The 26201-nt window shown below is 36.2% G+C and carries 22 protein-coding genes; 13 read left to right on the plus strand and 9 right to left on the minus strand.

The window, feature by feature from the left end; translation table 11 throughout:
- Positions 1 to 10 precede the first annotated feature (10 nt).
- Both rpe and DET49_RS02710 read left to right on the plus strand, forming a co-directional pair.
- Positions 11 to 673, plus strand: coding sequence for a ribulose-phosphate 3-epimerase (gene rpe / locus DET49_RS02705; protein WP_133546620.1), 663 nt, complete (start codon positions 11 to 13; stop codon positions 671 to 673).
- A complete protein-coding gene (locus DET49_RS02710; RefSeq protein WP_133546621.1) occupies positions 660 to 1643 on the plus strand; it encodes a YpdA family putative bacillithiol disulfide reductase in 984 nt (327 codons plus the stop codon). Before rpe ends, DET49_RS02710 begins: the two co-directional genes overlap by 14 nt.
- On the opposite strand, the gene DET49_RS02715 is transcribed toward DET49_RS02710, so the two are convergent.
- The gene (locus DET49_RS02715) at positions 1640 to 1993 is read right to left on the minus strand and encodes a DUF488 domain-containing protein (protein ID WP_133546622.1); all 354 of its coding nucleotides are present in this window, start codon (positions 1991 to 1993) and stop codon (positions 1640 to 1642) included. The genes DET49_RS02710 and DET49_RS02715 overlap by 4 nt on opposite strands.
- A gap of 71 nt (positions 1994 to 2064) precedes the next feature.
- Positions 2065 to 2430, minus strand: a complete 366-nt coding sequence (locus tag DET49_RS02720) for a hypothetical protein (protein WP_133546623.1) — start codon at positions 2428 to 2430, stop codon at positions 2065 to 2067.
- 312 nt (positions 2431 to 2742) lie between these two features.
- Between DET49_RS02720 and DET49_RS02725 the strand changes: the two genes are divergently transcribed.
- Together DET49_RS02725 and DET49_RS02730 are read left to right on the plus strand one after the other, a co-directional pair.
- Positions 2743 to 3753: an LLM class flavin-dependent oxidoreductase gene (locus tag DET49_RS02725; protein WP_133546624.1), complete on the plus strand. Its 1011-nt coding sequence runs from the start codon at positions 2743 to 2745 to the stop codon at positions 3751 to 3753.
- A gap of 216 nt (positions 3754 to 3969) precedes the next feature.
- Positions 3970 to 4164 (plus strand): hypothetical protein, encoded by a 195-nt coding sequence (locus DET49_RS02730; protein ID WP_133546625.1) that lies wholly within the window; start codon positions 3970 to 3972, stop codon positions 4162 to 4164.
- On the opposite strand, the gene DET49_RS02735 is transcribed toward DET49_RS02730, so the two are convergent.
- Both DET49_RS02735 and DET49_RS02740 read right to left on the minus strand, forming a co-directional pair.
- Complete coding sequence (locus DET49_RS02735; RefSeq protein WP_133546626.1) at positions 4144 to 4767, minus strand: lipid A-modifier LpxR family protein; 624 nt, start codon at positions 4765 to 4767, stop codon at positions 4144 to 4146. The two genes, DET49_RS02730 and DET49_RS02735, sit on opposite strands and share 21 nt — an antisense overlap.
- Positions 4768 to 4991: 224 nt before the next feature.
- Positions 4992 to 5708 (minus strand): glycosyltransferase family 2 protein, encoded by a 717-nt coding sequence (locus DET49_RS02740; protein ID WP_133546627.1) that lies wholly within the window; start codon positions 5706 to 5708, stop codon positions 4992 to 4994.
- A 116-nt stretch (positions 5709 to 5824) separates the two neighbouring features.
- Here DET49_RS02740 and DET49_RS02745 point away from each other — a divergent pair, with 116 nt between their 5' ends.
- Complete coding sequence (locus DET49_RS02745; protein ID WP_133546628.1) at positions 5825 to 6808, plus strand: NAD-dependent epimerase/dehydratase family protein; 984 nt, start codon at positions 5825 to 5827, stop codon at positions 6806 to 6808.
- A 139-nt stretch (positions 6809 to 6947) separates the two neighbouring features.
- On the opposite strand, the gene DET49_RS02750 is transcribed toward DET49_RS02745, so the two are convergent.
- Positions 6948 to 7307: a helix-turn-helix domain-containing protein gene (locus DET49_RS02750; protein WP_133546629.1), complete on the minus strand. Its 360-nt coding sequence runs from the start codon at positions 7305 to 7307 to the stop codon at positions 6948 to 6950.
- 831 nt (positions 7308 to 8138) lie between these two features.
- Between DET49_RS02750 and DET49_RS02755 the strand changes: the two genes are divergently transcribed.
- The 4 genes from DET49_RS02755 to DET49_RS02770 all read left to right on the plus strand — a co-directional run bounded on the left by DET49_RS02755 (position 8139) and on the right by DET49_RS02770 (position 18704).
- Complete coding sequence (locus DET49_RS02755) at positions 8139 to 11135, plus strand: SusC/RagA family TonB-linked outer membrane protein (protein ID WP_133546630.1); 2997 nt, start codon at positions 8139 to 8141, stop codon at positions 11133 to 11135.
- Between the two features lie 10 nt (positions 11136 to 11145).
- Entirely contained in the window at positions 11146 to 12552 is a 1407-nt protein-coding gene (locus tag DET49_RS02760) for a RagB/SusD family nutrient uptake outer membrane protein (protein WP_133546631.1), read from the plus strand.
- Between the two features lie 3 nt (positions 12553 to 12555).
- Positions 12556 to 15435, plus strand: coding sequence for a M16 family metallopeptidase (locus DET49_RS02765; protein ID WP_133546632.1), 2880 nt, complete (start codon positions 12556 to 12558; stop codon positions 15433 to 15435).
- A 389-nt stretch (positions 15436 to 15824) separates the two neighbouring features.
- Positions 15825 to 18704: a M16 family metallopeptidase gene (locus DET49_RS02770; protein WP_133546633.1), complete on the plus strand. Its 2880-nt coding sequence runs from the start codon at positions 15825 to 15827 to the stop codon at positions 18702 to 18704.
- Positions 18705 to 18757: 53 nt separating this feature from the next.
- Here DET49_RS02770 and DET49_RS02775 read toward each other — a convergent pair whose 3' ends face one another.
- The 4 genes from DET49_RS02775 to DET49_RS02790 all read right to left on the minus strand — a co-directional run bounded on the left by DET49_RS02775 (position 18758) and on the right by DET49_RS02790 (position 20898).
- A complete protein-coding gene (locus tag DET49_RS02775) occupies positions 18758 to 19027 on the minus strand; it encodes a DUF6520 family protein (RefSeq protein ID WP_133546634.1) in 270 nt (89 codons plus the stop codon).
- 50 nt (positions 19028 to 19077) lie between these two features.
- The gene (locus DET49_RS02780; RefSeq protein WP_133546635.1) at positions 19078 to 19563 is read right to left on the minus strand and encodes a MauE/DoxX family redox-associated membrane protein; all 486 of its coding nucleotides are present in this window, start codon (positions 19561 to 19563) and stop codon (positions 19078 to 19080) included.
- A gap of 80 nt (positions 19564 to 19643) precedes the next feature.
- Positions 19644 to 20510 carry a helix-turn-helix domain-containing protein gene (locus DET49_RS02785; protein WP_133546636.1) on the minus strand — a complete coding sequence of 289 codons (867 nt, stop codon included), beginning with the start codon at positions 20508 to 20510 and terminating at the stop codon, positions 19644 to 19646.
- Position 20511: 1 nt separating this feature from the next.
- The gene (locus tag DET49_RS02790) at positions 20512 to 20898 is read right to left on the minus strand and encodes a hypothetical protein (RefSeq protein ID WP_133546637.1); all 387 of its coding nucleotides are present in this window, start codon (positions 20896 to 20898) and stop codon (positions 20512 to 20514) included.
- A gap of 223 nt (positions 20899 to 21121) precedes the next feature.
- Between DET49_RS02790 and DET49_RS02795 the strand changes: the two genes are divergently transcribed.
- The 4 genes from DET49_RS02795 (at position 21122) to DET49_RS02810 (ending at position 26163) form a co-directional block, all read left to right on the plus strand.
- Entirely contained in the window at positions 21122 to 23545 is a 2424-nt protein-coding gene (locus DET49_RS02795; protein WP_133546638.1) for a bifunctional aminotransferase class I/II-fold pyridoxal phosphate-dependent enzyme/GNAT family N-acetyltransferase, read from the plus strand.
- A 100-nt stretch (positions 23546 to 23645) separates the two neighbouring features.
- Positions 23646 to 24515 carry an RteC domain-containing protein gene (locus DET49_RS02800; protein ID WP_133546639.1) on the plus strand — a complete coding sequence of 290 codons (870 nt, stop codon included), beginning with the start codon at positions 23646 to 23648 and terminating at the stop codon, positions 24513 to 24515.
- A gap of 688 nt (positions 24516 to 25203) precedes the next feature.
- Positions 25204 to 25485 (plus strand): helix-turn-helix domain-containing protein, encoded by a 282-nt coding sequence (locus tag DET49_RS02805; protein ID WP_133546640.1) that lies wholly within the window; start codon positions 25204 to 25206, stop codon positions 25483 to 25485.
- Positions 25486 to 25488: 3 nt separating this feature from the next.
- Positions 25489 to 26163 (plus strand): hypothetical protein, encoded by a 675-nt coding sequence (locus DET49_RS02810; protein WP_133546641.1) that lies wholly within the window; start codon positions 25489 to 25491, stop codon positions 26161 to 26163.
- The last annotated feature ends 38 nt before the right edge of the window (positions 26164 to 26201 follow it).

Consider the following 26201-nt stretch of genomic DNA (forward strand, 5'->3'; position numbering starts at 1 on the left):
CTCAACTCTTATGACAACAAAACTTATTGCCCCATCCATACTTGCCGCTGATTTCGGAAACCTTCAGCGCGATATTGAAATGGTGAACAAAAGTGAAGCCGACTGGTTCCATATAGATATCATGGACGGCGTGTTTGTTCCCAACATCTCTTATGGTATGCCGGTTCTGCAAGCAATTACCAAACATGCTGAAAAAACGATCGATGTGCATCTTATGATCGTAGACCCGGACAGGTACATAAAAGAATTTGCCCGCCTTGGCGCAGATAACCTTACGGTTCATTACGAGGCCTGTACTCATCTGCATCGAACCCTGCAGGCAATCAAATCTGAGGGTATGAATGCAGGGGTAGCGATAAATCCTCATACAAGTGTTGATCTTTTGAAAGATGTGATCCAGGATATCGACATAGTATGTATTATGAGCGTAAACCCTGGTTTTGGCGGACAAAGTTTTATCGAAAATACGTATAACAAAATCCAGCGTTTAAAGGAACTCATTGTAACGCATAACGCTTCGACCTTAATTGAAATTGACGGCGGGGTCACCAACGAAAATGCCTCCCAGCTTGTAAAGGCAGGAGCAGATATCCTGGTTGCCGGCAGTTATGTTTTTAAAGCAGAAGACCAACTGGAAACCATAAAAGACTTAAGACAACTTGCAAACTCCTAAATATACCTACGATGTTATCATCATTGGAGGCGGGCCTATCGGTATTGCCTGCGCCCTGGAAGCAGAGAAGAAAGAGCTTTCTTATCTTATCCTGGAAAAAGGCTGCCTGGTAAATTCGTTATACCACTACCCTACCAATATGACCTTCTTTTCTACTTCAGAAAAGCTGGAACTAAACAATATTCCCTTTATCAGTAATAATCCAAAGCCACGAAAGGCCGAAGCCCTGGAATATTACAGAAGGATAGCCACCTCCAATAAGATTAACATCAACTTATTTGAAAAGGTCAGTAAGGTGGAATCCATAGAAGACATGCATCTTGTTACCACCATAAAAGACCAGTACCAGGCCAGAAACGTGGTTATTGCCACCGGCTTCTATGACATCCCCAACTACCTGAATATCCCTGGGGAGGACCTGCCAAAGGTAGCGCACTATTATGACGATCCGCACTACTATGCCACTTTAAAGACCATCGTGGTTGGCGCAAGTAATTCGGCTGTGGATGCGGCACTGGAAATTTACCGCAAAGGAGGCGAGGTCACGATGATCGTTAGAAAAGAGGAAATTGGCAGAAGGGTAAAATACTGGGTACGCCCCGATATCGATAACCGGATTAAAGAAGGCAACATCAAGGCACTTTTCAATGCCACTTTAAAAGAAATCAGGGAGAAAGAGGTTATAATAGAGACCCCAGAAGGAGAAAAAAGCCTGGAAAACGATTTTGTACTGATGTTAACCGGCTATCGTCCAAACTTTGAATTTCTAAAAAACATGGGGATTAAATTATCTGATGATGGCAGGAAAATTCCGCAGTATGATGAAAAAACCATGGAAACCAATGTTAAGGGGATTTACCTGGCCGGGGTCATATGCGGCGGCACCGAAACCCACAAATGGTTTATCGAGAATTCTAGAGTCCACGCAGAATTGATTATGGAGGATTTGGCTAAAAAGAAACAAGCTTAGTTTAAATCCCTGAGAAAATCTTTAAGCAAAACAGCATGATTGTTCGTTTTGTCCTTAGAGCCATATAAAAGCAATAAAGTTTTTCGTTTGTCCAGGTCGTCAAGGTCATTTAAAATCTGATCTTTATTATCTTTCAATTCCTGCTTATATTCTTTTTGAAATTCCTCCCAGGAAATCTTATCCTGGTGGAATTGTTTTCGAAGATCATCACTTGGCGCCCATTGCTTGTACCAGTGATCCAAAAGTGCCTCCTCTTTAGAAATTCCCCGAGGCCACAACTTATCCACCAAAATCCGAAGCTTATCCGAAGCTTCTTTATTCTCATAAATTCTTGCTGTTTCTATATTCATAATACAGAAAATAAATTAAAGATAAAAGAGCGATCCTAGAAATAAGACCGCTCTTTTAGAAAAATTACATATTACCTACTTAGCAATACAACATCCGAGGAATTGAAAATGGCATTTCTGTTTAATAAACGGCCATAGAACTCCAGGTCACTTTGCTGATCTTTAAATGATTTTTCCAACCATTTAGTCGCTTTGTTCACCGGAATTTTATAAACCTTAATTTCCGGGTAGGTCTCCGGAGATTCAGAGGCGTCGATACCAATTTCAATTTGTTTCTTTTGTTTGTTGTAATACACATATTTTGCCAGAAAATTGTGTTTGATCAGGCTGACGAATTCCTCCGGGAGTTCCTGGCAGGTTTCGCATTCTTCAACATATTGTTTGACTAATTGTCGCAGGCTGAGCCTGATTTCATTTGAATTTAAATAAGATGCCATAGGTGTTAATTTTTATAGGTGTTAATTTTATTGGTTTGCTAGGCTAAATTATGAGGAAACTCCAAAGACAAAAACTTTTTATGCGGAGTTTAACGTCACATTGTTAATATATCTAAATAAAGCAACTTTCTAATAAAAATAAAAATACGAAAACCATTTCGTAATAAAGGTTTGGGAAGAAAACAAGAAATTTTCCTTAACTTTCTATTAATACTATTTATTTCATTTGCCAAAAAGCGAGGATTTGGAACTCCCTTTTGTAAGGTTTACCTGCTTACTCCGCCTACCTTTATGCATTCAAATAAAATCAATATGGCCTCTGCATTAAATACTATCCCTTATTCTATCCTTGAACTTGCTACCGTAGCAAAAGACTCCAGTGTTAAAACAACATTTGACCAAAGCCTGGATCTGGCCCAGAAAGCTGAAGAAATGGGATATACCAGGTTTTGGCTGGCCGAGCATCATAATATGGTAAGTATAGCCAGTTCAGCGACCTCGGTCCTTATAGGACATATTGCAGGAGGGACTAAAAAAATTAAGGTAGGTTCAGGCGGCATCATGCTCCCGAACCATTCGCCTCTGATCGTCGCTGAACAATTCGGAACGCTGGGGACTTTATACCCTAATAGAATTGATTTAGGACTGGGAAGAGCACCCGGGACCGACCAGGTAACTGCACAAGCCATTCGTTCGGATCGGATGAAGTCGGTTTTCAAATTCCCGCAGGAAGTAAAAGAAATCCAGAAATATTTCTCCCTTGAAAATGCAAACTCAGAAGTAAGGGCGGCAGTGGCCGAAGGGGTTGAAGTACCTATCTACATTTTAGGATCCAGTACCGACAGTGCCCATCTTGCTGCCGAGCAGGGATTGCCATATGTATTTGCAAGTCATTTTGCACCTGCACAATTACACCAGGCCTTAAGTATTTACCATAATAACTTCAAAGCCTCAAAATTCCTTTCGGAACCCTATACGATTGCGGGTGTCAATATCATCGCCGCCGATACTACTCAAAAGGCTGAAAAAATATCCACCTCCTTAATTAAAATGATGCTGGGGGTGATGAGCGGAAATATTGATTATATGCAACCCCCCGTGGAATTCACCAGTGAACACCGTGAAATTCTGGCACATCCGGGGTTCCAGCGAATGCTTAAATATGCCTTTATTGGTGATCCCAAGACCATAAAACAGAAAACCGAAGTCTTCATAAAAGAAACCGGGGTCAATGAAGTCATGGCCGTATCCCATATCTATGATCACCAGGACAGATTAAGGTCTTTTGAAATATTTTCTGATATTATGAAGGGCGTTATCTAAAAAAGCATTTAGATCCAGTATAAAGCTGGTTCAACTAAATATTTCATAATAAAAAACCAGAAAAGGTAATAGGTGTATACAACTATAACAGAGGCTATTACTACGTATATCAAGAATTAAAAACACCCTTCTTTTCAAAAATATAAGTTTTTAAAAATAATTCAACGCAACCTTTTATATAATACGGCATCTATTATATGAACCTAACTATGAATTATGAAAAAAATAAATTTAATGAGCTATGGGCTCCTGTTGCTAATTTTTGGGATTTTTTCCTGTAGTAATGATGACGACCTGGGGAAAGAGGAATTCATTTCAGCGACGATAAACCAGGAAAGGTGGAACGCAGATCCAGAAATCAGTCTTGATCAGGAGAATGACAGCCTGACCCTACTTGGATTCTCCATATAAATCAAAGTAATGGGAAATATTAAATAAAGACTTTTCTAGTGTAGCGCTGTAGTTAATAATTATATCATTTTCAATTTGGTTTCGCCACCCTTTGGGATCCCAATTATCGGTAAGTTCATGAACCCATACCTGTCCATCCTTTCCTAAAGCCCAGGGTCCGATAAACCCTAACCAAAGTGAAGAATTCAGACGCACCTTCTTATCTAACTGATCGCTTATCCTAAAAGCTTTTAGGAAGAATGTAGCTGAAAATGGCCTTTGTCCGTATTGTATTTCAGGTCTACTAATGGTATTGGAAGTAAACGTAGCGTGTTCTAAGGCAACTCCATATTTATCTTGGGATTCCTTTAAAGAAAACAGTAATTTATTTAAAGGATTATCTTTAAAAACGCTGTGAACTACTTCTATGTTGAAACCCTGAGTATAATCATCATCATCCCCTCCGAAGTAATCATTATCATAGCTGAGCCGGATATAATGGTCGGTTGATAAATTATGGCTTAGTAAACCCGTATTAAATTCCTGGGAATAGATTGAATTAACACTTAAAAAGCAAATAAAAAAACACAAGATTAAAACCGTTCTACAGTTTCTGGAAATCATAAATTTGTAATATAATTTTTCTTAAGACAATTTATTTTATACTCCATCAATGGCTTTGTCCATAGGTTTCCAAATAAGAAAATAACCTCTGTTGTAAATTACAAGGGTATGGAACATTCAAAAATGTAATTGGAACATAAAAATCAGCAAAGGTAACAACATTTATTTTTTTAAATACCACCATACAGGGATTCACCTATAGGTAGAGAAATATGTCTGTTTTCTTAAGTACTCTTCTTTGCAACCTCATAATGAATATAATTCATCTTCATCCATAAAAAGACCAGGCAATCTGTAAAAGGACCAATTAGCCTATTAAAAAAATGATATTTGGCAACCCCCGCAATTCGGGGATAATGCCTTACTGGAATTTGCTTTATTCTTCCCCCCTGTAATAACACCATTGCAGGTAAAAAGCGATGTAAACCATTAAACATAGGAATCCTTTGTGCAGTTTGAGTATGTATCACTTTCAAGGGGCAACAGGTATCATCCATACCATCTTTGGTAAAAATCTGTCTTATAGTATTGGCAATATTACTAGAGAATTTTTTAATTAAACTATCCTGCCTATTACTGCGAAATCCAGTTACCAACTCATGTTCCGAACTCACTGCAAGTAAGTGTTCAAAATCCTCAGGATCGGTTTGTAAATCAGCATCAATATATCCGGTTAAAACTGTGTCGACCTGGTCAAATCCGGCTTTTAGGGCAGTACTCAAACCTCTGTTTTTCTTAAAACTTAGATAACCAAAAAATTCCTGTTTCTCACAAATATCCTCCAGAGCTTGCTGACTGCCATCTGTTGAACCATCATTTATAAATAGAACCTTTGTTTTTTTTGAAGCTTTTTTAATGTAATCTAAAAGTGTTGAAGAAAGTCGATCCAGGTTATCCAATTCATTATAAATCGGCACTATGATGGTGAATTCGTAATCCATAAATTTGAAATAGGACAGTTAATTATAAAATTTACAAATATATTCTTTTTACTAAGGCTTTTTAGGGTAGGTCATTAAGACTTTTTAAATTGCCCAATATTTCAAACAATTTTTAAATGAAGGTTTTAATTACCGGTGCTGCCGGTTTTATCGGTTCACATTTGGCAGAAAAATTAAGCCTATTTGGATATGAAGTATGGGGAATCGATAATTATTCAAGTTATTATAGTCCATCCCTAAAGAAGGCCAATACCAATTTATTAAACCAAAAAGATGTTCAGGTTATAAATGGTGATTTAAGAGACCCTAAGCTTTATCAAAACCTTCCCTTAAATTTTCAATTTATTTTCCATTTAGCCGCTCACCCGGGAAATGACATAAACAGTTCTTACGACGATTACTTTTCAAATAACCTGGATGCTACAAAATTATTAACTGATTTTGCCCAGAAAAACAAAGTTTTAAAGCATTTTTTCTATATCAGCACCTCCTCTGTATATGGTCTCAATGCCACCTATTCAGAAGAACAAGTCCCCCAGCCTATTTCCTGGTATGGTATCAGTAAATTAGCGGCTGAACAATTAGTTTTAAGCAAAGCGCGAAATAATTCTTTTAATGCTTCCTCCTTAAGATTATATTCAGTTTATGGACCACGTGAGAGACCTGATAAATTATTTTCAAAGTTAATTCACTGTTCCATTAATCATCTTCCTTTTACCCTATACCATGGAAGTGAAAAGCACATTAGAAGCTTCACTTATATAGATGATATCACACAAGGTATCTACCAGGCATTAAAAAACTTTTCAAAAGTGAATGGGGAAATTATCAATTTGGGATGTGAGGAAGAATTTTCTACCAGGGAAGGAATTAGTTTAGTTGAAAATATTACAGGAAAAAAAATTGAGTTAATAGACCTACCTGCCCGACCAGGGGATCAATTACATACTCGTGCGATTACAAATAAAGCAGCTCTACTTTTAGACTACAAACCAGTTACTTCTTTAAAGGATGGAGTAAAATACCAATTAGATTGGTATATTTCAGAGAGTAGAGATTCAGAAGCACTTCGTCCCAATGCTATTGAGCAAGGGGATTAATCTCAGAAATTTCTTAATCCAGAAAATAAATGAGTGGTAATTATATAGTCAAAGAATAAAAGGTAATTTACATAGCCATTAAAAGATAATAATTTATTCAGGATTACGATGATCGCTATTGAAACGAATTTTAAAATATTCAAAGATCTTTATATTTAGTTTCAACGATTTTCGTTAAAAAAGAATAATAATCCTTTTTGTCTTGATTCAGTCTTTTTTCTAATTTATATGATTGGCTAATAATAGAAAGCAATTGACTTTTTTCTTTCAGCAAAAATAGTTTGCTATTATCAATCCCTAATTTCTGCCATAACTGCAGTAACTGATTCCAGGCACATATATGCTCCGCCCTTTCTATTCTTCCTATTTTTGTAGAGTTAATTCCTAATTGTTGAGCAAGGTCCTCTTGAGAAAGATTTAATCTTAATCTATTAAGCCTCAATATACAACCAACTTGGATTGCTAATAAATCTAACTCCTCTCTACTATAAACCTTCATATAGTAAAATTTCAAAAAAAGACTCGATTTATTCGATACAAATTTGTATTGTATAAAAATTTAGTTATATTTGTTTAATCATTACATTTCAAAAATGTAAGTTTGCGATTCTTCTTAATATAAAATATTAGAAGCATTCGCTTTGAATCTCGTATCAGAAAACTGGTAATTTTTAGCACACGAGAGGATAGGCAAGGATGCTCACGACCCCGGGCGTGTCATCCGACTTATCTGTGTGCAAGGTATACCAGTACCTCTGATACAATAAGTTGAGTCACGCCCTTTTTGTCCGTATAAAACAGGTGATATCTCTTCGTAATTTTCAAAGTAAACTTCTACAATTTATTAAAAAGTCTCGCAGTAGCACTCAATTATCCAATGAGTATTGACAAGGCTGCTTAATAAAATTCTAACCAAAACCGTTGCGGGACGGGAAAAAATCTAAAAATCTCGTAAAAATATAATACCATCACTCATCCTAAATAGGACGAGATAAAGAGCAATAAAAATTGTCTAAACTTAAACCTGCAAACGGGAGCAGGTGAATAATCCCGTGGGTTCGCTGTTTTTCGCCCTATTATTTAAAAACAGCTTTGGGTGGGAGTTCGCTTTATTCCTATAAAGGAACATAAGTGTTCATCTGGGTAAATAGATTTGGTTAATAGGTGTTGACGAATAGGGTCGTCATTTTAAAAAAATTGTTTATGAAAAGAAAAGTGAATTAGCCTGATTAAAGGCGTTAAGCCATAAAGCCTTCCCCTAAGATTGGTCTCAGCGGGGAAGGCCTAAGCTTAAATAAAACAAAGTTTCATTCAAATACCACACAAAATTATGAAAAATAATTACTCGCGCCTAAAATGGGTGGCGCTAATTATTATTGGAGGAATATTATTCTTCCTGTCAAAGTCTGCGACAGCAGCACCCACTAGCTTCCCTCTTCTGCAACAGCAAGAAGTTTCGGGAATAGTAAAAGATCAAAATGGTATTCCTATTCCTGGCGTGACCGTAAAGGTTAAAAATACAAATCTAGGTACTGTTACTAATTTAGATGGTGAATTCAACATCACTGCACCTGAGAATGGTATTTTAATCTTTACTTACATAGGATATAAAACTGCAGAAATTCCGATTGATAACAATGAAGAAATTAGCATTCAATTAGAAGAAGATATTTCTAGCTTGGGTGAAGTCAAAATCAATGCCGGATATTATAATACTACCGAAAGAGCACGAACAGGAAATATTTCCAGAGTAACCGCAGAGGAAATAGAATTTCAACCGGTGGTGAGCCCTATTGAAGCTCTTGCAGGTAGAATGGCTGGAGTCCAGATTATTCCCGGAGGTAATTTACCTGGTGGAGCTACGACCATTCGTGTAAGAGGAATTAATAGTTTAAGACAAGAAGGGAACCTTCCACTTTATATTATAGATGGGGTCCCGGTGAATTCCGCCCCCATTCAAAGTAACAGCAATTTAGATATTAGTGGAATTGATCCTTTGAACAACATCAATGTTTCTAATATTGAAAGTATTGAGATTTTAAAGGATGCAGATGCAACCGCAATCTATGGTTCAAGAGGAGCTAATGGAGTAGTATTAATAACAACAAAGCAGGGAAAAATTGGAAAAACTGAATTTCAGGCACGCGTTTATTCCGGTGTTTCGGAAGTTCCCAATCGCGTGGACTTATTAAATACCCAGGAATATCTTCAAATTAGACGTGCGGCTTTAGAAAATGATGGCATTGAACCTACAGAAACAAATGCATACGATCTGACTATTTGGGATCAGGACCGCTATACCGATTGGCAAGAAATGTTTTTTGGTGGATCTGCTCCTGTTACCGATATTAATTTACACGCTTCGGGAGGGAATGAACGCACTACTTTCAGATTGAGTGGATCATTTTACAACCAAGGAACAGTTTATTTAGGGGATTATGACTACGAGAAAGTTACAGCAGGAGCACATTTAAGTCACACAACTGAAAATAGAAAATTTCATCTCGACCTATCGGTAAATTATGGTGCAGATCAAAACAAACTTGCAGGTTATTTGAAATTAACCGGTCCTGCTTTTACTTTACCCCCAAATGCACCCCCTGTATTCAATGATGATGGCAGTCTAAATTGGGACTCCTGGAGTGAAGCTGGTATCAATAACCCTTTAACCGGTTTTTTTAATACAGGCGATATTGAGGGTCGTACTCTGAATTCAAATTTGCTTCTTTCTTATGAAGTACTAAATGGCTTAGAATTAAAGTCAAGTTTTGGATACACCACCTACCAGGGCGATGAGCTGATTAGAAGACCTAAAAGATCATTTAATCCATCAAGCTCTGGAAGCTCAAATCACAGATCCACCCATTTAATAACTCAAAGAAAATCCTGGATAATTGAGCCTCAGCTAACCTATAATGCCGAGTTAGGGAAATTAGCTTTAAACGCTATAATCGGGGGGACATTTCAGCGAAGTGAAAATGCTAATTTAAGCCTACAGGGTGAAGGCTATGTCTCCGAATCCCTAATAGGAAATTTAAGCGCGGCAGAGAGAATTATTTCAGGTGACAATTTAAGTACGGATTATAGATACAATGCTATTTTTGGTCGTTTAGGTTTTCAATGGGATGATAAATACTATCTCAATTTTACTGGCAGAAGAGATGGTTCATCCCGTTTTGGCCCAGGAAAACGTTTAGCAAATTTTGGAGCAATTGGTGCAGCCTGGATTTTTACTGAAGAAAAATTTATAAAAAATGCACTCCCGTTTATTTCGTTTGGAAAGTTCAGAGGTAGCTACGGAACTACAGGTAATGATCAAATTGGAGATTATGGATATTTCGATGCTTATATAGCTACTATTGGACCTGGTGGATTGTACCCAAACCAGCTTTCAAACCCGGATTATTCATGGGAAATTAACAGGAAACTGGAAGCAGCGGTCCAGCTTGGTTTTAATGAAGATAAAATAAATTTAGGAATCAGCTGGTACCGAAATCGTTCTTCCAATCAACTTGTAGGGTATACGCTCCCTGCGACCACAGGATTTAGTTCAGTTCAGGCTAATTTGCCTGCAACGGTAGAAAATACAGGATTTGAAATAGAATTTTCTAGTCTTAATATAAAAACTAAAAATTTCCAATGGCAATCTTCTTTTAACCTTACGCTACCTGAAAACAAACTCGTTAGTTATCCGGGAATAGAAGAATCATCATATGCAAATACTTATAGGGTGGGTGAACCCTTAAATATTGCGTTACAATACAGATACGAAGGTATCGATCCTGAAACTGGTTATTACCAGGTTGCGGATATTAATGGTGACGGAAGTTTTGATTATGATGACAGGATAATTCCCTGGGATCGCGGGCGTAAATTATTTGGAGGGATTAGCAATAGTTTTAAATATAAAAATTTTTCATTGCAGTTTTTGTGGCAGTTTGTTGAGCAAGAAGGCATATTAGGACTTTTTAATGGCGGTCTTATCCAAAATCAACGCAGAGATGTATTTCAATCTTTGCAAGACGATAGCGATTTTCAACAAATATCGACTTCATTTGCAGCTTCACAAGCATACAATAATGTGTTAAGTTCTAATTTCCCGGTTGTGAACGCTTCCTTTCTAAGGTTAAAAACAATGAATATTAGCTATTCTCTTCCTAGCTCTTTAGTGGAAAATATTGGTTTGTCTTCTGGGAAATTTTTCATTAATGGACTAAACCTTTTAACCCTGACACCATATGAAGGTATTGATCCTGAAATGCCTGGAATAGGGACCTCTTTTTCTGCATTAAGAACGGTTACCGGAGGAATTCAAGTAAATTTTTAAAATAAAAATCATGCGAAAAAATATATTTCTAAAATTATGCCTGATCCTGTCCATTCTATTGCAATGGTCATGTGAAGATTTTTTAGAGGTGGAAACACCAAATCATAAAATAGTGAGTGAGACTGTATTCAACAGTGATGAAACTGCCATTAGTGCAATGGATGGAATCTACAACCAATTATTCCGAGCATCATCGTTCGGTGGTGTCAGAGAAACTAGTGTGCATATACTAGCGGGTCTTTCATCTGACGAATTAATGGCTATCAGACCAACTAATTTGGAATTATTAGAATTCTATCAAAATGATGTTCAACCAGCTAATACAAGAAACCATTCCTTGTGGTCCAGTGCCTATAATGTCATTTATATGACTAACTCACTAATAGAAGGGATTGAAACATCCGGAAATATAGGTGAAGAGCTTGGCAATAACCTAAAAGGGGAAGCAAAATTTGTCAGGGCCTTTACTTATTTTAATCTGATTAATCTTTACGGGGAGGTACCCCTTGTGTTAACCACTGATTACCGTGAAAATGCCTTGGTCAGCAGAGTAAGTAAAGAAGAAATTTACGATCAGATTTTAGTAGATCTCTATGAAGCCTCAGAACTGCTAAGTGTTAAATATAGGAACGAGGACAGGACCAGGGTGAATAAGTTTGCTTCCTTGGCCTTGCTTGCCAGAGTTAATCTTTACCTGGAAAACTGGCCTGAGGCTGAGAGACTAAGTAGTGAGGTAATCGCACAAAGTAATCAATATGAAATCCTGGAGGATTTGAACCAGGTTTTTCTTGCCAACAGCAAGGAGGCCATCTGGCAAATTTCACCCATTGGAGGCAGTGGTGGGATTCTTTCCTTTACCACCGAAGGGTCCGTATTTATATTTAACCCAAACTTTCCTTCTCTAACAAAAGTGGCTCTTACCACAGATCTTGTCGAGTCCTTTGAAAACGGTGATAAACGAGTTGAAAACTGGATTGGCCAGCACGAACCTACAGGTTATTCATATGCTTTCAAATATAAAGATCGAAACAGTCTATATAATATAACGGAATATTCTATGGTACTTCGACTAGCAGAACAGTATTTAATCAGGGCAGAAGCAAGAGCTATGCAAGGGGATCTATCGATGGCTCTGAAAGATTTAGATAAAATTAGACAAAGAGCAGGGCTATCAGATATTGAAGAGGTAAATCCAAATATTGAATCTGAGGAATTATTAGATCTATTGATGGAAGCAAGAAGAAAGGAGCTATTTACTGAGTGGGGACATCGTTGGATGGATCTAAAACGGACCGGTCGGGCATTATCAGTTCTTAGTACAAAGTCTTCAGGCTTTGAAAATACAGACATACTTTACCCTATTCCAGCAGAAGAAAGAATGAAAAATCCAAATTTAAATCAAAACCCAGGTTATTAGGTTATGAGAACACGAAACATTCAATCGATTATTTCTTTAATTTTATTATTACAAATAAATTTAACGAATGGTCAAAACTTAGCTGAATCGGATATACTTCCATTAGACCCTAGTATTCGGTATGGGGAACTCGATAATGGCTTTAAGTATTATATTAAGCCAACTTATGACAAAGATCCCAAGCTTCACCTCTCTTTAATAGTAAATGCCGGGACAAATCATGAAGATCAGGACCAGGTAGAGCTGAGTCATTTTCTCGAACATATGGCATTTAAATCTAGTAAAAATATTCCCGGGGGAATCCATCAAAAACTTAAAGAAAGTACCGGTTTAGGGTTAAATATGTTCGATGTTAACGCCCATCCAGGTCCTAAATCAACCACATACATATTCAAGTCACCGGTAAATAATATGCCTGCCCTTGATCTCGCATTACTCTGGTTTGAGGATATTGCAAAAGGAAAATTAAAACTTACGGAACAGGAAATAGATCAGGAAAAGGGTCCATTTACGCAGGAATATATAACAAGGGGCGGTGATAATTTCAAGAAAATAATTCAGCAAAATAAAGTTAAATCCAATTTAATCCCAGGAAATAAGGACCAAACCAATTTGCTAAAGGATATTGAAAATATGAATTACAAAGCCTTAAGACGATACTATAAAGACTGGTACCGTCCGGACCTAATGGCGATAAGCATAGTTGGGAATATTAGAAATACGGATAGCCTAGAAAGAGCTATACAGGAGCGTTTTTCAGATATTCCAGTTAAGAAAAAACCTAGGTTGGTTACTGATTACGATTCCCTGTATTATCATCAAGACAATAAATTCGCGAAAGTATTGACCCAAGACACATTGGATTCTGAAATTGAATTTCAACTCTTCTATAAAGACAGGGAAACTTTTTCCAAACTCCAGACTATGGATGGGGCTTACCAAATATTGAAATGGAATCTCCTAACAAATATCCTCAATCAAAGATTAAAAGAAAAGTCCTATACTTATAATTCTTTCTATACCGCAAGGTCCAATTATACTTATAAACTTTCCAATATTCCTATATCCCTGCAAATACTTATAACTAGTGAAGGTAACAAATATAAAGATGCACTCGCGGAAACCGCGGCTGTGTTAAAACAACTTTATAAATATGGAGTTGGTAAAGCTGAATTTAACCAAGCGGTAGAGAAGCAACTTGATGATATTCGGGTAGATTATTCGGAAAATTCTCGATATTGGTCATACCCAATAAAAGCTCATTTTATTTCTGGCGAGGCATTGCCCGCCGATAAGCTTAAATTACTAAAAAACTGGCTTTCAAATTACAACAGGCTTGATTTTAATTCCTTTATCCGAAAAATATCGTTTGACAGACCTGAAAGTATCGGGGTCCTGATTCCTGCTAAGTTTAAGGATCTCAATATAACAGAAAATCTAACTAGAGATGTTCTCAAAGGTTCCTTTACGGACAAAACCAAACCCTATACTCCGCCGAAAACCCCTGAAAGGTTAATGAGTGAGAAGGAAATAAAAAAATTGCAACCATCCGAAAATATCGATTTAGGATTTGGAGAGTCCGGAGCTAAGGAACTAATTCTTGAAAATGGAATTAAAGTAATGCTTTATTCTCATGAACCCGAAGGTGTTAATAAAAATGATATTTTTATTCATGGATTTACACCAATTGGTGCGATTAATTTTCCAAAAGGAGATTATTTTTCTGCCGTTAACTCAGCAGAAATTATACTTAATAGTGGCGTCGGTGAACTAAATAAGTTTGAACTGCAACGCTTTCTCTCCTCTACAAGTCTTAATTGGCATCTTATTGATTTGTATATAAATAATCTTGAATCCGGAATACAAATGCACAGTAGTTCGAGGGATCTGGAAATCATGTTACAAGTGATTCGTCTTCATATGCAAAAAGCAAATGTTTCAGAAATGGCTTTCAAAGACTGGAAAGCGAATGCTATCAAAATGAAATCCAATACGTTATTTGATATTAAAAGCCAGGATTTAAAAATGCTTATTAATGATTATTTTGAAGATTATTCCGAGGTAACTTACGGCACAAGACGATTTAAAGGCATTGAAAAAACGAAGCTGGAAAAAGCTGAAAAAATTTATAATCGGATTTTTAATAATCCCGAGCGTTTTACCTTTGTAATCAATGGAAATTTCTCCATAGATTCCATAATCCCTTTAGTTAATAAATATTTAGGTACGCTACCAGTATCAGATGCAGAATTTAATCAGGACGTTTCAGAAAAGCAATATGATTTAGCCCCTAAAGGTCCTGTTTATAAGGAATTTGCATTTCCTGGAAATTATACTAAGAAGAATAATCTATATATGTCATATATTATTAAAAAAACCAAGGATCCTTCAGATTGGAGAGAAAAAATTAAAGTTAAAGCTCTGGGCGCTGTCACAAATACCAAAATGTGGGGTTTACGTTTTGACAAGGGCTATCCTCTTTATGCCCCAGGAGCAGGTGCTAATTACAATATGGTTAAAAATCGATATGAAATCCAGACCTATTTTAATACCGAACCCGCTGAAATTGAAAATCTCAGAGAGGAATTTAAAAAAATAATGATTCACTTGAAAACTGAAAAGGTACCTAAAAGCATTTTAGAGCAAAGCCTTGAAAGAATGCTAAATATATATAATCCAGAAACCGGGGGCAATACCCACAGGTGGGTGCAGAAAAAGCTCTATAATCATTATCGGTTTAATTTACCATGGGTTGAAAATTCAGAAATTCACCAGTTCATAAAAGAACTTACACCATCCGATATTCAGGAAACTGCAAAAAAATATTTTCAAGACGAAAACTTATTTGAATTCGTAATCAAAGAGAAAAAAGAAGACTTATAAAAAAAAGAACAAGCCGGATTTCTCGGCTTGTTCTCAATATGCATTTTTTTAAATTTTAAAATGCATTTAACACTATTCCAGCACCTGTTTTCCTGTTCATTAGAGCAGGATCATCATATACCGGGTAAGGTGTCCCTCCCGGAGTGCCAGCTGCTGAAGAGATTAACACAAGTATTGAACCTGAGGAATTATTAGACCCGCTAATCCAAAAGAAAAGAACTTTTTACGAAATAGGAAATCCCTGGATGGATCTAAAAAGAAAAGGTCGGGCAATATCAGTACTTAGTACAAATTCTTAAGGCTCTAAAAATACAGACAAACTTTTTCCTATTCCAGCAGAAGTAAGAATCAAAAATCCAAATTTAAATCAAACCCCAGGTTATTAGGTTATGAAAACTCGAAACATTCAAACATTTATTTCTTTAATTTTATTATTACATTTTAATTTAACGAATGGTCAAAACTTAGCTGAATCGGATATACTTCCATTAGACCCAAGTATTCAGTATGGGGAACTCGATAATGGTTTTAAGTATTATATTAAACCTACTTATGACAAAGATCCCAAGCTTCACCTCTCTTTAATAGTAAATGCCGGGACAAATCATGAAGATCAGGACCAGGTAGAACTGAGTCATTTTCTAGAACATATGGCATTCAAATCGAGTCAAAACTTTCCCCACGGTCTCGATCAAATAATCAAAGAAAGCACCAGTTTAGGGTTAAATATATTCGATGTAAACGCCCAAACTACTCCTAAATCAACTATATATTTATTCAAATCACCGGTAAATAATAAGCCCGCGCTTGATCTTGCATTACTTTGGTTTGAGGATATTGCAAAAGGAAAATTAAAACTTACTGATAAGGAAATAGATCAGGAAAAGGGTGCTTTTACACAGGAATATATAACCGGAGGCGGAGATAATTTCGAGAAAAGACTTCAGCAAAATAAACTTATTTCCAAGTTAATCCCAGGAGTTAAGGTTCGAACCAATTTGCTAAAGGATATTGAAAATATGAATTACAAAGCCTTAAGACGATACTATAAAGACTGGTACCGTCCGGACCTAATGGCGATAAGCATAGTTGGGAATATTAGAAATACGGATAGCCTAGAAAGAGCTATACAGGAGCGTTTTTCAGATATTCCAGTTAAGAAAAAACCTAGGTTGGTTACTGATTACGATTCCCTGTATTTTAATCAAGAATATAGATTCGCTAAAGTATTAACTGAAGATTCCTTGGATTCAGAAATTGAATTTCAACTCTTCTATAAAGACAGGGAAACTTTTTCCAAACTCCCAACTATGGATGGGGCTTACCAAATATTGAAATGGAATCTCCTAACTGATATCCTCAATCAAAGATTAAAAGAAAAGTCCTATACTTATAATTCTTTCTATACCGCAAGGTCAAATTATACTTATAAAAATTCCCTAGTGCCTCTATCACTCCGAATAATTATAAAAAGTGAAGGAAATAAATATAAAAAAGCACTCGCGGAAACCGCTGCTGTGTTAAAACAACTTTATAAATATGGGGTTGGTAAAACTGAATTTGACCAGGCGATAGAGAGACAACTCGATAATATTCGGATAGATCATCCGGAAAATACTCGATATTGGTCATCCCCAATCAGAGCTCATCTTATTTCGGGCGAAGCATTGCCCGCCGATAAGCTAAAATTACTAAAAACCTGGCTTTCAAATTACAACAGGCCTGATTTTAATTCCTTTATCCGAAAAATATCGTTTGACAGACCTGAAAGTATCGGGGTCCTGATTCCTGCTAAGTTTAAGGATCTCAATATAACAGAAAATCTAACTAGAGATGTTCTCAAAGGTTCCTTTTCGGACAAAACCAAACCCTATACTCTGCCGAAAATCCCTGAAAGGTTAATGAGTGAGAAGGAAATAAAAAAATTGCAACCATCCGAATATATCGATTTAGGATTTGGAGTGTCCGGTGCAAAGGAGTTAATTCTAGAAAATGGAATTAAAATAATGTTATATTCTCATCAACCCGAAGGCGTTAATGAAAATGATATTTTTATTCATGGATTTACACCAATTGGTGCGATGAATTTTCCAAAAACAGATTATTTTTCTGCCGTTAACTCAGCAGAAATTATACTTAATAGTGGCGTCGGTGAACTAAATAAGTTTGAACTGCAGCGCTTTCTTTCACCAACAAGCCTTAATTGGCATCTTCTTGATTTATATATAAATAACCTTGAATCCGGCATAGAAATGCACAGTAGTCTGAGAGATCTGGAAATCATGTTACAAGTGATTCGTCTTCATATGCAAAAAGCAAATGCTTCTAAAATGGCTTTTACGGACTGGAAAGCGAATGCTATCAAAATGAAATCCAATACGTTATTTGATATTAAAAGCCAGGATTTGAAGATATTTATTAAAGATTATTTTGAGGATCATTCTGGTGTAACTTACGGCACAAGACGATTTGAAGGCATTGAAAAAACTAAACTAGATAGAGCTGAAAAAATCTATAATCAAATTTTTAATAATTCCGAACGTTTTACCTTTATAATCAATGGAAATTTCTCCATAGACTCCATTATCCCTTTAGTTAATAAATATTTAGGTACGCTACCAGTATCAGATGCAGAATTTAATCAGGACGTTTCAGAAGAGAATTATGATTTAGCCCCTAAAGGTCCTGTTTATAAAGAGTTTGCATTTCCTGGAAATTATACTAAGAAGAATAATCTATATATGTCATATATTATTAAAAAAACCACGGATTCTTTGGACTGGAGAGAAAGAATTAAAGTTAAAGCCCTGGGCGCTGTCACAAATACCAAAATGTGGGGTTTACGTTTTGACAAGGGATATCCACTTTACTCCCCGGGAGCAGGTGCTAAATACAATATGGTTAAAAATCGATATGAAATCCATACCTATTTTAATACCGAACCCGCTGAAATTGAAAATCTCAGAAAGGAATTTAAAAAAATAATGATTCACTTGAAAACTGAAAAGATACCTAAAAGCATTTTAGAGCAAAGCCTTGAAAGAATGCTAAATATATATAATCCAGAAACCGGGGGCAATACCCACAGGTGGGTGCAGAAAAAACTCTATAATCATTACCGGTTTAATTTACCCTGGGTTGAAAATTTAGAAATTCACCAGTTCATAAAAGAACTTACACCATCCGATATTCAGGAAACTGCAAAAAAATATTTTCAAGACGAAAACTTATTTGAATTCGTAATCAAAGAGAAAAAAGAAGACTTATAAAAAAGAACAAGCCGGATTTCTCGGCTTGTTCTCAATATGCATTTTTTTAAATTTTAAAATGCATTTTTCACTTTTCCAACACCTATTTTCCTAGTCATAAGAGCAGGATCATCATATACCGGGTAAGGTGTCCCTCCCGGAGTGATACGTGCTTCGCATGGGGTATTGCCTATTTCGCAATTAAGCTCTTCAACAATTTCCACCCCGCTTTCGGTCACTATATAATCCAATTCAGGATCACTGGACTGGTTTATAGTGGCGAAAGCCATTCCTATGGCACAAATAAATGCCATCATCGGTAATAAAAAATTTTTACTTTTCATAATACATAATTTTATGAATTTGTAATTTGCCTACTTTCTTTTACAGGTGTTCAGCTCACATTCCTGTCATTATCGCGATAAAATCTTTTTTCTTTTTTTAGAATATAGATACTGGAGCGTGCCAGTACGAGATTCCCTATATTAAAATATAAGTATTGCTTCCAGGAGAATTGAGCAATGAAGCCGTTACAGCTGCATGGCATTCCATTAGCATTGATCAAACTCCATATACTATAAGTGGCATAAATCATAAAAATTAAAACCGCAAAATATAGTCCTATACGACGGGTCCTCCTTAGCCCAATTAATAGTGCAGTGAGCAATTCAACGATCGGAATTACTATAGCAAATACTTCGGCCATTCTTTTCTCAAACAAAAAAGGTGTGTTTAACCAAAAGTTTACAAAGGACTGATCCGCCAGTTTTGTGATTCCTGAGAAAACCAGAAGCCAGATAAAATAGAACAGCATAATGGAAAGGTATATGCTCCTTCTTTTGTCCTTTCTGGCTGAAATATTTAAATCCCCGTAATACATGCTACCTTGTTTTATTCTTTAAGGTAAAGTTCGGGAAAAGTCTTTTACTATGAAGTTGGGTATTTGACTATGAGGAAGTATTATCGACACTTGGAAGGAGTAATTCCATAAAATTTCTTGAATGTTCGCGAAAAATGCGCATCACTGATAAACCCACATCGCTCTGCAATTATTATCTGGGTTGTATCAGAGGCCTTCAATAAATCTTTGGCCTTTTCCATTCGCTTTTCCAGATGAAACTGTGCCATAGTAGATCCATATAATAATGGAAAACCGCGTTTTAAAAGACTGGGATTAGCATTAACTTTTTTTGCTAAAAACTCAATAGATGGAAATGGTTTATCGAGGTTGTTCATCAGATAATGATATACCCTGTCAATTATTTTCTTATTTTTCCAAATATCGAATTTGTTTGCGACTCTCCTATTAAGCTTTTTATTTCTGGATATATGCAATTCCTTTATCGGAATATTTCGTATTGCAGACATTATATAGATCTTATTCTCTCGTGACAAACAGCTTATTCTTGAATCAAGAGAAACTATTAGTTCATCCTTAAATTTATACTTAAGATCGAGGCTGATTTCTGATTTATCAGAATTGAAAAGCTTTTTTATTTTATTAACGGAAGATCTAGTTAGAAAGCTATTTAAATTATTGAGGCTCTCTGATTTTATATAATTCCCCGAAATACTATTCCAATTGGTAACATTTAAATCCTCGTCAAATAAAAAAAATAGAAGCTCAAAATTTATTGGTGCACTATAGGCTGACAAATTCTTAAAAATATTTTTTAAATGTCCAGCAAGCATATTCAAAAGTGCTGCTATAAGTAAATTTTTATCCTTAAAATTTGTTGTATTAATTCGCTTATCATAATCACCGCATGCCAGTTCGGTTATCAGATTCGCTATTTGATCCAATTGTCTATCTTTTCTTGTATTCATATCAATTACTTTTTGGATATTTTCTCAGATATGCTTTAGCTTTAAGGGGATCCTCAAAAATTGCTGTGGGTACGGTTGGTTCGCTCAAGTGAAGATAAAATCCCGCAGTAAATAAGGAGTGCGGGTAATTTACGAGTAAAGCTACGGCAGTAGTCAATTCTGATCCCTGTTTTGCCAGATAATCCATAGCTGATATATCCGCCTGGACAACTAATCTCAGGTCACATAAAACAGGATAAGCCTTATCGTTTTGAATAGATAACCTGAGTCTGAGGAGTTTTTTTGCAATAGATAAGGTAAGAATATCTATTTTGAAATAATCAAAATACAAAATATCTTGTTCTATATACGTTTCAGCATATTCATTATTTGTTTTCTTGATAATCATTTTTAGTCCCCGTTAAACCACTGTAAGTTAAGTAAATATATTTGACTCTCTGAACTAAATATTTTACTCTCAAGACCATTTTAAGTAATTTTCTTCCAATCAAATTGCCTTTAAGGGTCAATATTTGACTATGAAGAACATTTGAAGTATTTAGCTAATAAAAAATTGCTTTTGCGTGAAAAACTTTAATTAGTTTCAGGTTATAGTTTTTAAATATGGGGCAATGGCAAAGGTTAAACACAATAATTTTTTGGATACGGTCGATGAAGTAATCACTAATGCAACCAGTGCAGGCGTAATTCATCTTCATGCCGAGGGAAGTGAATTAAACGGAAGACGAATCACTATTAACGGCAAATCTTCCTATCATTTCGGAACAACCGGATATCTTGGTCTTGAACAGGATGAAAGGTTAAAAATGGCAGCAATTAATGCCATCCATAAATACGGAACCCAGTTTCCGCTATCTAAAACATATATTTCCCACCCCCTGTATGCTCCACTGGAAGAAAAACTTTTCAAAATGTATAAACATCCGATCCTTATAACAAAAAACAGTACCCTTGGACACCTGGCGGTAATTCCAACCGCGGTCCGGGACAAAGACGCGGTAATATTAGATCATCAGGTGCATTGGAGCGTTCAAAGTGCTACTGAGGTATTAAAATCAAGAGGTATCCCGGTTAGAATGATCAGGCACAGTAATATGGAGATGTTGGAACATTATATCAAATCCTTAAGAAATAAAGTGGATAAAATATGGTATATGGCTGATGGGGTATATTCCATGTATGGAGACTATGCTCCTTTAAAAGAATTAATGGAACTGTCAAAAAAATATCCCCAGCTACAACTCTACATTGATGATGTACACGGGATGAGCTGGAAAGGAGAAAATGGATCGGGTTATGTAATGTCAGAGCTTAAGGAACTTCCCCAGAATATTCTTCTATTCGGAACTTTGAGTAAAACCTTTGGAGCCAGCGGTGCGGTTTTGGTTTGCCCTGATGAAAAGCTCCACAAAAAAATTAAAAATTTCGGTGGACCATTAACTTTCTCTGCACAGCTGGAACCAGCTTCGGTAGCTGCAGCAATTGCTTCCGCTGATATCCATTTATCCCCTGAAATCTACCAGTTGCAATCAGATTTAGGAAATAAAATAAAATACTTTAATGACTTACTAAAGGCCTCTGATCTGCCCCTGGTGCATAGAAATAATTCCCCCGTTTTTTATATAGGCACAGGTCTACCTCTTACCGGATATAATTTTGTGAGCAAAATGATGAATGCTGGTTTTTTTGTTAATCTGGGTTTGTTCCCGGCCGTTCCGGTAAAAAATACCGGGGTAAGAATTACCATTTCCCGGCATAATGAATTACAGGATATAAAAGCCTTGATAGATGCGATGAAGTATCATTTCCCTTCGGCACTGGAGGAAACACTTACAGACCTACCAAGGATTTATCTAGCTTTCGGAATGCAGGAATCCGGTTTACCTGAAGAGAAATATGCAGAAAAAGTTAATAAAAACCTTCGCCTAAAATATACCAAATCTATTAAAGAATTAGATAAAAAATCCTGGGACCAGTGTTTTCTAGGGAAAGGCACATTCGATTGGGAGGCACTTCACTTTTTGGAAAACGTATTTAGCAATAACAAGCTGAAAGAACATAACTGGAATTTCCATTACATCCTAATAATGGATGAAAGGAATTCCATTGTTATGGCTGCGCATTTGAGCAGTGCTTTATTAAAGAATGATATGCTCTCTAATGAAACTACCTCCAAAGCTATTGAAGAAATAAGAAAGCAGGATACTTATTACATGACAGATATCGTGTTGTCCCTTGGATCGGTTTTTTCCGAAGGGGAGCATTTATACATTAATCTGGGCCATCCTCAGTTAGAAAATGCGATGCGTTTATTTTTAGATCAACTCGAAAAAATAAAACAGCAGGAAAAAGCTAAACTTATTATTTTACGGGATTTTAATAAAAACAACAGTTTAAATAGCTTTTTCCATGAGCAAGGTTTCATTGCAATAGATATGCCTGATTCTTGTGAAATTACAAAGCTTAAATGGAGTAATGAAGAGGATTATATAGCCACCCTTAGCAAACGGTCCAGAAAGCATTTCAGGAGAGATGTTAAGGCTTTTGAAAATTATTTTAAAACCAGGATAGTCTCCACTCCCACGACCGAAGAGATTGATAAATATTACGCATTATTTGTACAGGTTTGGAATCATAATTTAGGGATAAACACCTTTAAATTTCCAAGGAAACTTTTTTCTGAAATGGCCAAGAGCCCGAAATGGGACTTTCTGGTATTATATCTTAAAGCAGATCGTAACAACGTATCGGATAAAATCGTAGGCGTGATGTTCTGTACTGGATCCGGGAATACTTTTATCCCCGCGCTTGTAGGCATGGATTATGAATATAATGAGAAGTTTAATATTTATCGCCAGCTTTTATACCAGACCATAAAAACGGCGGGAATTTTAAAATACGAAAAAATCAATTTCGGCCTTAGCGCCAATTTCGAAAAAAAGAAACTAGGAGCCACTTTAACTCCTAAAGTAGCCTATATTCAGGCAGACGACAACTTTAGCCTAGAAGCTTTAGAATGGTTAAGAAAAGACTAGCGCCCCTGTATATTTTGTTTTTTAATATCCTACCATTAAAAAATACATATTGAAAATAGCCCAACAACGGTATTATTTGTTTTCCCTAATAACTAATCTCATGTTCGAGAAGGAATTAACTATGTTCATCGATCAGGTAGACCAGATCATTAACTCCAAGAGTTCAGCACTTACAAAATCGGAGTTAGGGATCCGGTTATGTAATAGTACCCTTTCGGAACTGCAACATAGGGTGGAAAAAGAAGACTTTGAAGATGCGGCTGAAGAGATCAACTTCTTTAGAAATATCAAACCACTTCCGATGAGCTACCTCATCTACTTCTCCGAGGTAAGAACCTGCGAGCTTAGCATACCCAAGGTGGGTACCCAACAGAAAATCCGGTTCCTTGAAAAGGAAGTAAAGAAAATCAACAAGTTTTTTTCTCAAAATAAAGAATTCGTCAGCTATATGGAGCAGTCCCATAATTACCTGGATCCGGAATACTTTACCCGTAACAATCTTAATAATTTCCCCTTTGCTCCCACTATTAATTACTACCAGTACCCCGATTTCTCTACCTCTCATGATATGCTCTGGGCCATGATTCAGGCCTTATATAAGTTCATTCACTACATCCGGGATCAACTACAAAAGTTACAACCGGACAACAAAAATATTTTTCAACAAAGCCAACCCAAACTTTTAGTATGGTCAGGAGCAAAAACCTCCCTGGCAGAACTTATTTATGCTCTTTATCTCACAGGAGATCTTAACCACGGAACCGCTGACCTTAAAACGATTACCTCGGCCTTTGAGGATTTTTTTAATATCCAGATTGAAAATATTTATAAAACCTATTCAGAAATAAAAAATCGTAAAGGTCCACGAACAAAATACCTGCATCACCTTATTACATTACTGGAAGCAAAAATGAATAAGGATGAAGAAGGAGAAAGTGGAGAAGAAGAAAAAGATAGTGATGATGAATAACAGAAAAACTTTTGGATAAATCATAGGCTTCCTTTCTTCTCTTTCACCCTACTCCAAGGGTTAAAGTCAGAAGTAATTTTCCATATCCCATAATTCTTACTTTTTTTGGTATGGGAAGCAGTGGTTAATACTTTCTGTGCAGTAGATCCCTACCATAGTAATGAAGAATTCAACTTATTAAGCAGTCAAGTCTACAACCCCCAGGAATTTAGAGCGGTGAAATTGGAAAATTATATTCTAAAATTTGCCGATAAGAAATCTATTCAATCATTAGCTAGTTTTTTTACTTCCCAATAAGAACGCCTGATTTACTCACCTTCATAGAAGTTTTTTAAGGAAATATCTATGGTCTGGTGGTCTAATCGGATGCCCAACCCATATTCCAATTAAATTTCTCGCCCTTTAAACTCATGTTTTTTGTCCTAACTAGAGTGGAAAATTTACTTTTCGTAGTAGTTCGTACTACGAAAAATGACTTTTTCGAAGATTTTCACTAAAATTCTGGCCCCTGCTCTTCCATTTAAGCCTCAAATTTCACCAATTTAACACAAAATATATTAAATGTTAAATTTTTTCGTAGTACGAAGAAAATAGGGAAAAAAATTCCTCAAAGCGACGCAAATTTGTAGAAAACATATTTTAACCAGGGCTGGGTCGAAAGGCTCCTTCCATAAAAATTTCTAAAGTTATGTCAACAACACCAGTTACCAAAGTCGAACTCCGAATATTCAAAAGAGAATTGTTAGATGATATTAAACAACTTCTCGTTGCACAAGACCCAGGTAGAATTAAAAAGTACCTGAAATCACCCGAAGTAGTAAACCTGTTACAAATAAGCCCGGGAACATTACAACATTTACGAAACAACGGTACGCTACCTTTTATCAAAATCGGAGGTGTCATTTATTATGATCCTGAGGATATCCATAGCGCCATGATCCAAAATCAGGTACATCATTTAAAAGAATAAGTGATGAATTATATCCAACAATTAAATTTAGTATTTAAGGAATTCAGTGAAGATGATCGGTTAAACCCTACCCATATTAGCCTGTATATTTCATTTTTCCAGGTATGGCACGCCAGTGGTTTCGCAGCCGAATTCTTCGTTAAGCGCAGAGAATTGATGCAGATGGCCAAAATCGGATCCAAATCCACTTACCACAGGTGTGTAACCGACCTGGACCGATGGAACTATCTCACCTATTTTCCATGTAATAATCCTTACCAGGGCAGTAAAATAAGGATGATCCATCGGGTTGAAAGAGAAGATCAGCATTATGTACACTATGATACCAGGTTAGAACAACTTGCAGACGGATATTACAACTTAGCAAAGCAAACGGATCGGCCCTACAGGGCATTGGATAAGCAAACGGATCGGGCCTACAGGGCATTGGATAAGCAAACAACTAATATGAAAGTTCCCCAACCCAACGAGCTGCCGGACATTCTGAATTTCTTTAATGATATCAATTTAAGTGCTGATGTTGAAAATACAATTTTCAAATATTCTAAAGAATTGCAGGGCCCCACGAGTGAGGCATTGGATATAAGAGACTGGTTCACCCTTTTCATTCATTGCCTGAAAAAGATAAGCCATTCCGGTTTGAAAAAAGAAGGAAACCACCGCATAAATTCGGTATGAACCACTTTCAACATCTTGATAAAGACATAACGTGTAAA

The organism is Salegentibacter sp. 24, from assembly GCF_004362395.1.
In the GTDB taxonomy this organism is placed as follows: domain Bacteria; phylum Bacteroidota; class Bacteroidia; order Flavobacteriales; family Flavobacteriaceae; genus Salegentibacter.

Bases quoted from the DNA above. Each gene is read 5' to 3' on its own strand.
- rpe (WP_133546620.1), top strand. From the start codon at position 11: ATGACAACAAAACTTATTGCCCCATCCATACTTGCCGCTGATTTCGGA.
- DET49_RS02715 (WP_133546622.1), bottom strand. From the start codon at position 1,993: ATGAATATAGAAACAGCAAGAATTTATGAGAATAAAGAAGCTTCGGAT.
- DET49_RS02720 (WP_133546623.1), bottom strand. From the start codon at position 2,430: ATGGCATCTTATTTAAATTCAAATGAAATCAGGCTCAGCCTGCGACAA.
- DET49_RS02725 (WP_133546624.1), top strand. From the start codon at position 2,743: ATGGCCTCTGCATTAAATACTATCCCTTATTCTATCCTTGAACTTGCT.
- DET49_RS02730 (WP_133546625.1), top strand. From the start codon at position 3,970: ATGAAAAAAATAAATTTAATGAGCTATGGGCTCCTGTTGCTAATTTTT.
- DET49_RS02735 (WP_133546626.1), bottom strand. From the start codon at position 4,767: ATGATTTCCAGAAACTGTAGAACGGTTTTAATCTTGTGTTTTTTTATT.
- DET49_RS02740 (WP_133546627.1), bottom strand. From the start codon at position 5,708: ATGGATTACGAATTCACCATCATAGTGCCGATTTATAATGAATTGGAT.
- DET49_RS02745 (WP_133546628.1), top strand. From the start codon at position 5,825: ATGAAGGTTTTAATTACCGGTGCTGCCGGTTTTATCGGTTCACATTTG.
- DET49_RS02750 (WP_133546629.1), bottom strand. From the start codon at position 7,307: ATGAAGGTTTATAGTAGAGAGGAGTTAGATTTATTAGCAATCCAAGTT.
- DET49_RS02755 (WP_133546630.1), top strand. From the start codon at position 8,139: ATGAAAAATAATTACTCGCGCCTAAAATGGGTGGCGCTAATTATTATT.
- DET49_RS02760 (WP_133546631.1), top strand. From the start codon at position 11,146: ATGCGAAAAAATATATTTCTAAAATTATGCCTGATCCTGTCCATTCTA.
- DET49_RS02765 (WP_133546632.1), top strand. From the start codon at position 12,556: ATGAGAACACGAAACATTCAATCGATTATTTCTTTAATTTTATTATTA.
- DET49_RS02770 (WP_133546633.1), top strand. From the start codon at position 15,825: ATGAAAACTCGAAACATTCAAACATTTATTTCTTTAATTTTATTATTA.
- DET49_RS02775 (WP_133546634.1), bottom strand. From the start codon at position 19,027: ATGAAAAGTAAAAATTTTTTATTACCGATGATGGCATTTATTTGTGCC.
- DET49_RS02780 (WP_133546635.1), bottom strand. From the start codon at position 19,563: ATGTATTACGGGGATTTAAATATTTCAGCCAGAAAGGACAAAAGAAGG.
- DET49_RS02785 (WP_133546636.1), bottom strand. From the start codon at position 20,510: ATGAATACAAGAAAAGATAGACAATTGGATCAAATAGCGAATCTGATA.
- DET49_RS02790 (WP_133546637.1), bottom strand. From the start codon at position 20,898: ATGATTATCAAGAAAACAAATAATGAATATGCTGAAACGTATATAGAA.
- DET49_RS02795 (WP_133546638.1), top strand. From the start codon at position 21,122: ATGGCAAAGGTTAAACACAATAATTTTTTGGATACGGTCGATGAAGTA.
- DET49_RS02800 (WP_133546639.1), top strand. From the start codon at position 23,646: ATGTTCGAGAAGGAATTAACTATGTTCATCGATCAGGTAGACCAGATC.
- DET49_RS02805 (WP_133546640.1), top strand. From the start codon at position 25,204: ATGTCAACAACACCAGTTACCAAAGTCGAACTCCGAATATTCAAAAGA.
- DET49_RS02810 (WP_133546641.1), top strand. From the start codon at position 25,489: ATGAATTATATCCAACAATTAAATTTAGTATTTAAGGAATTCAGTGAA.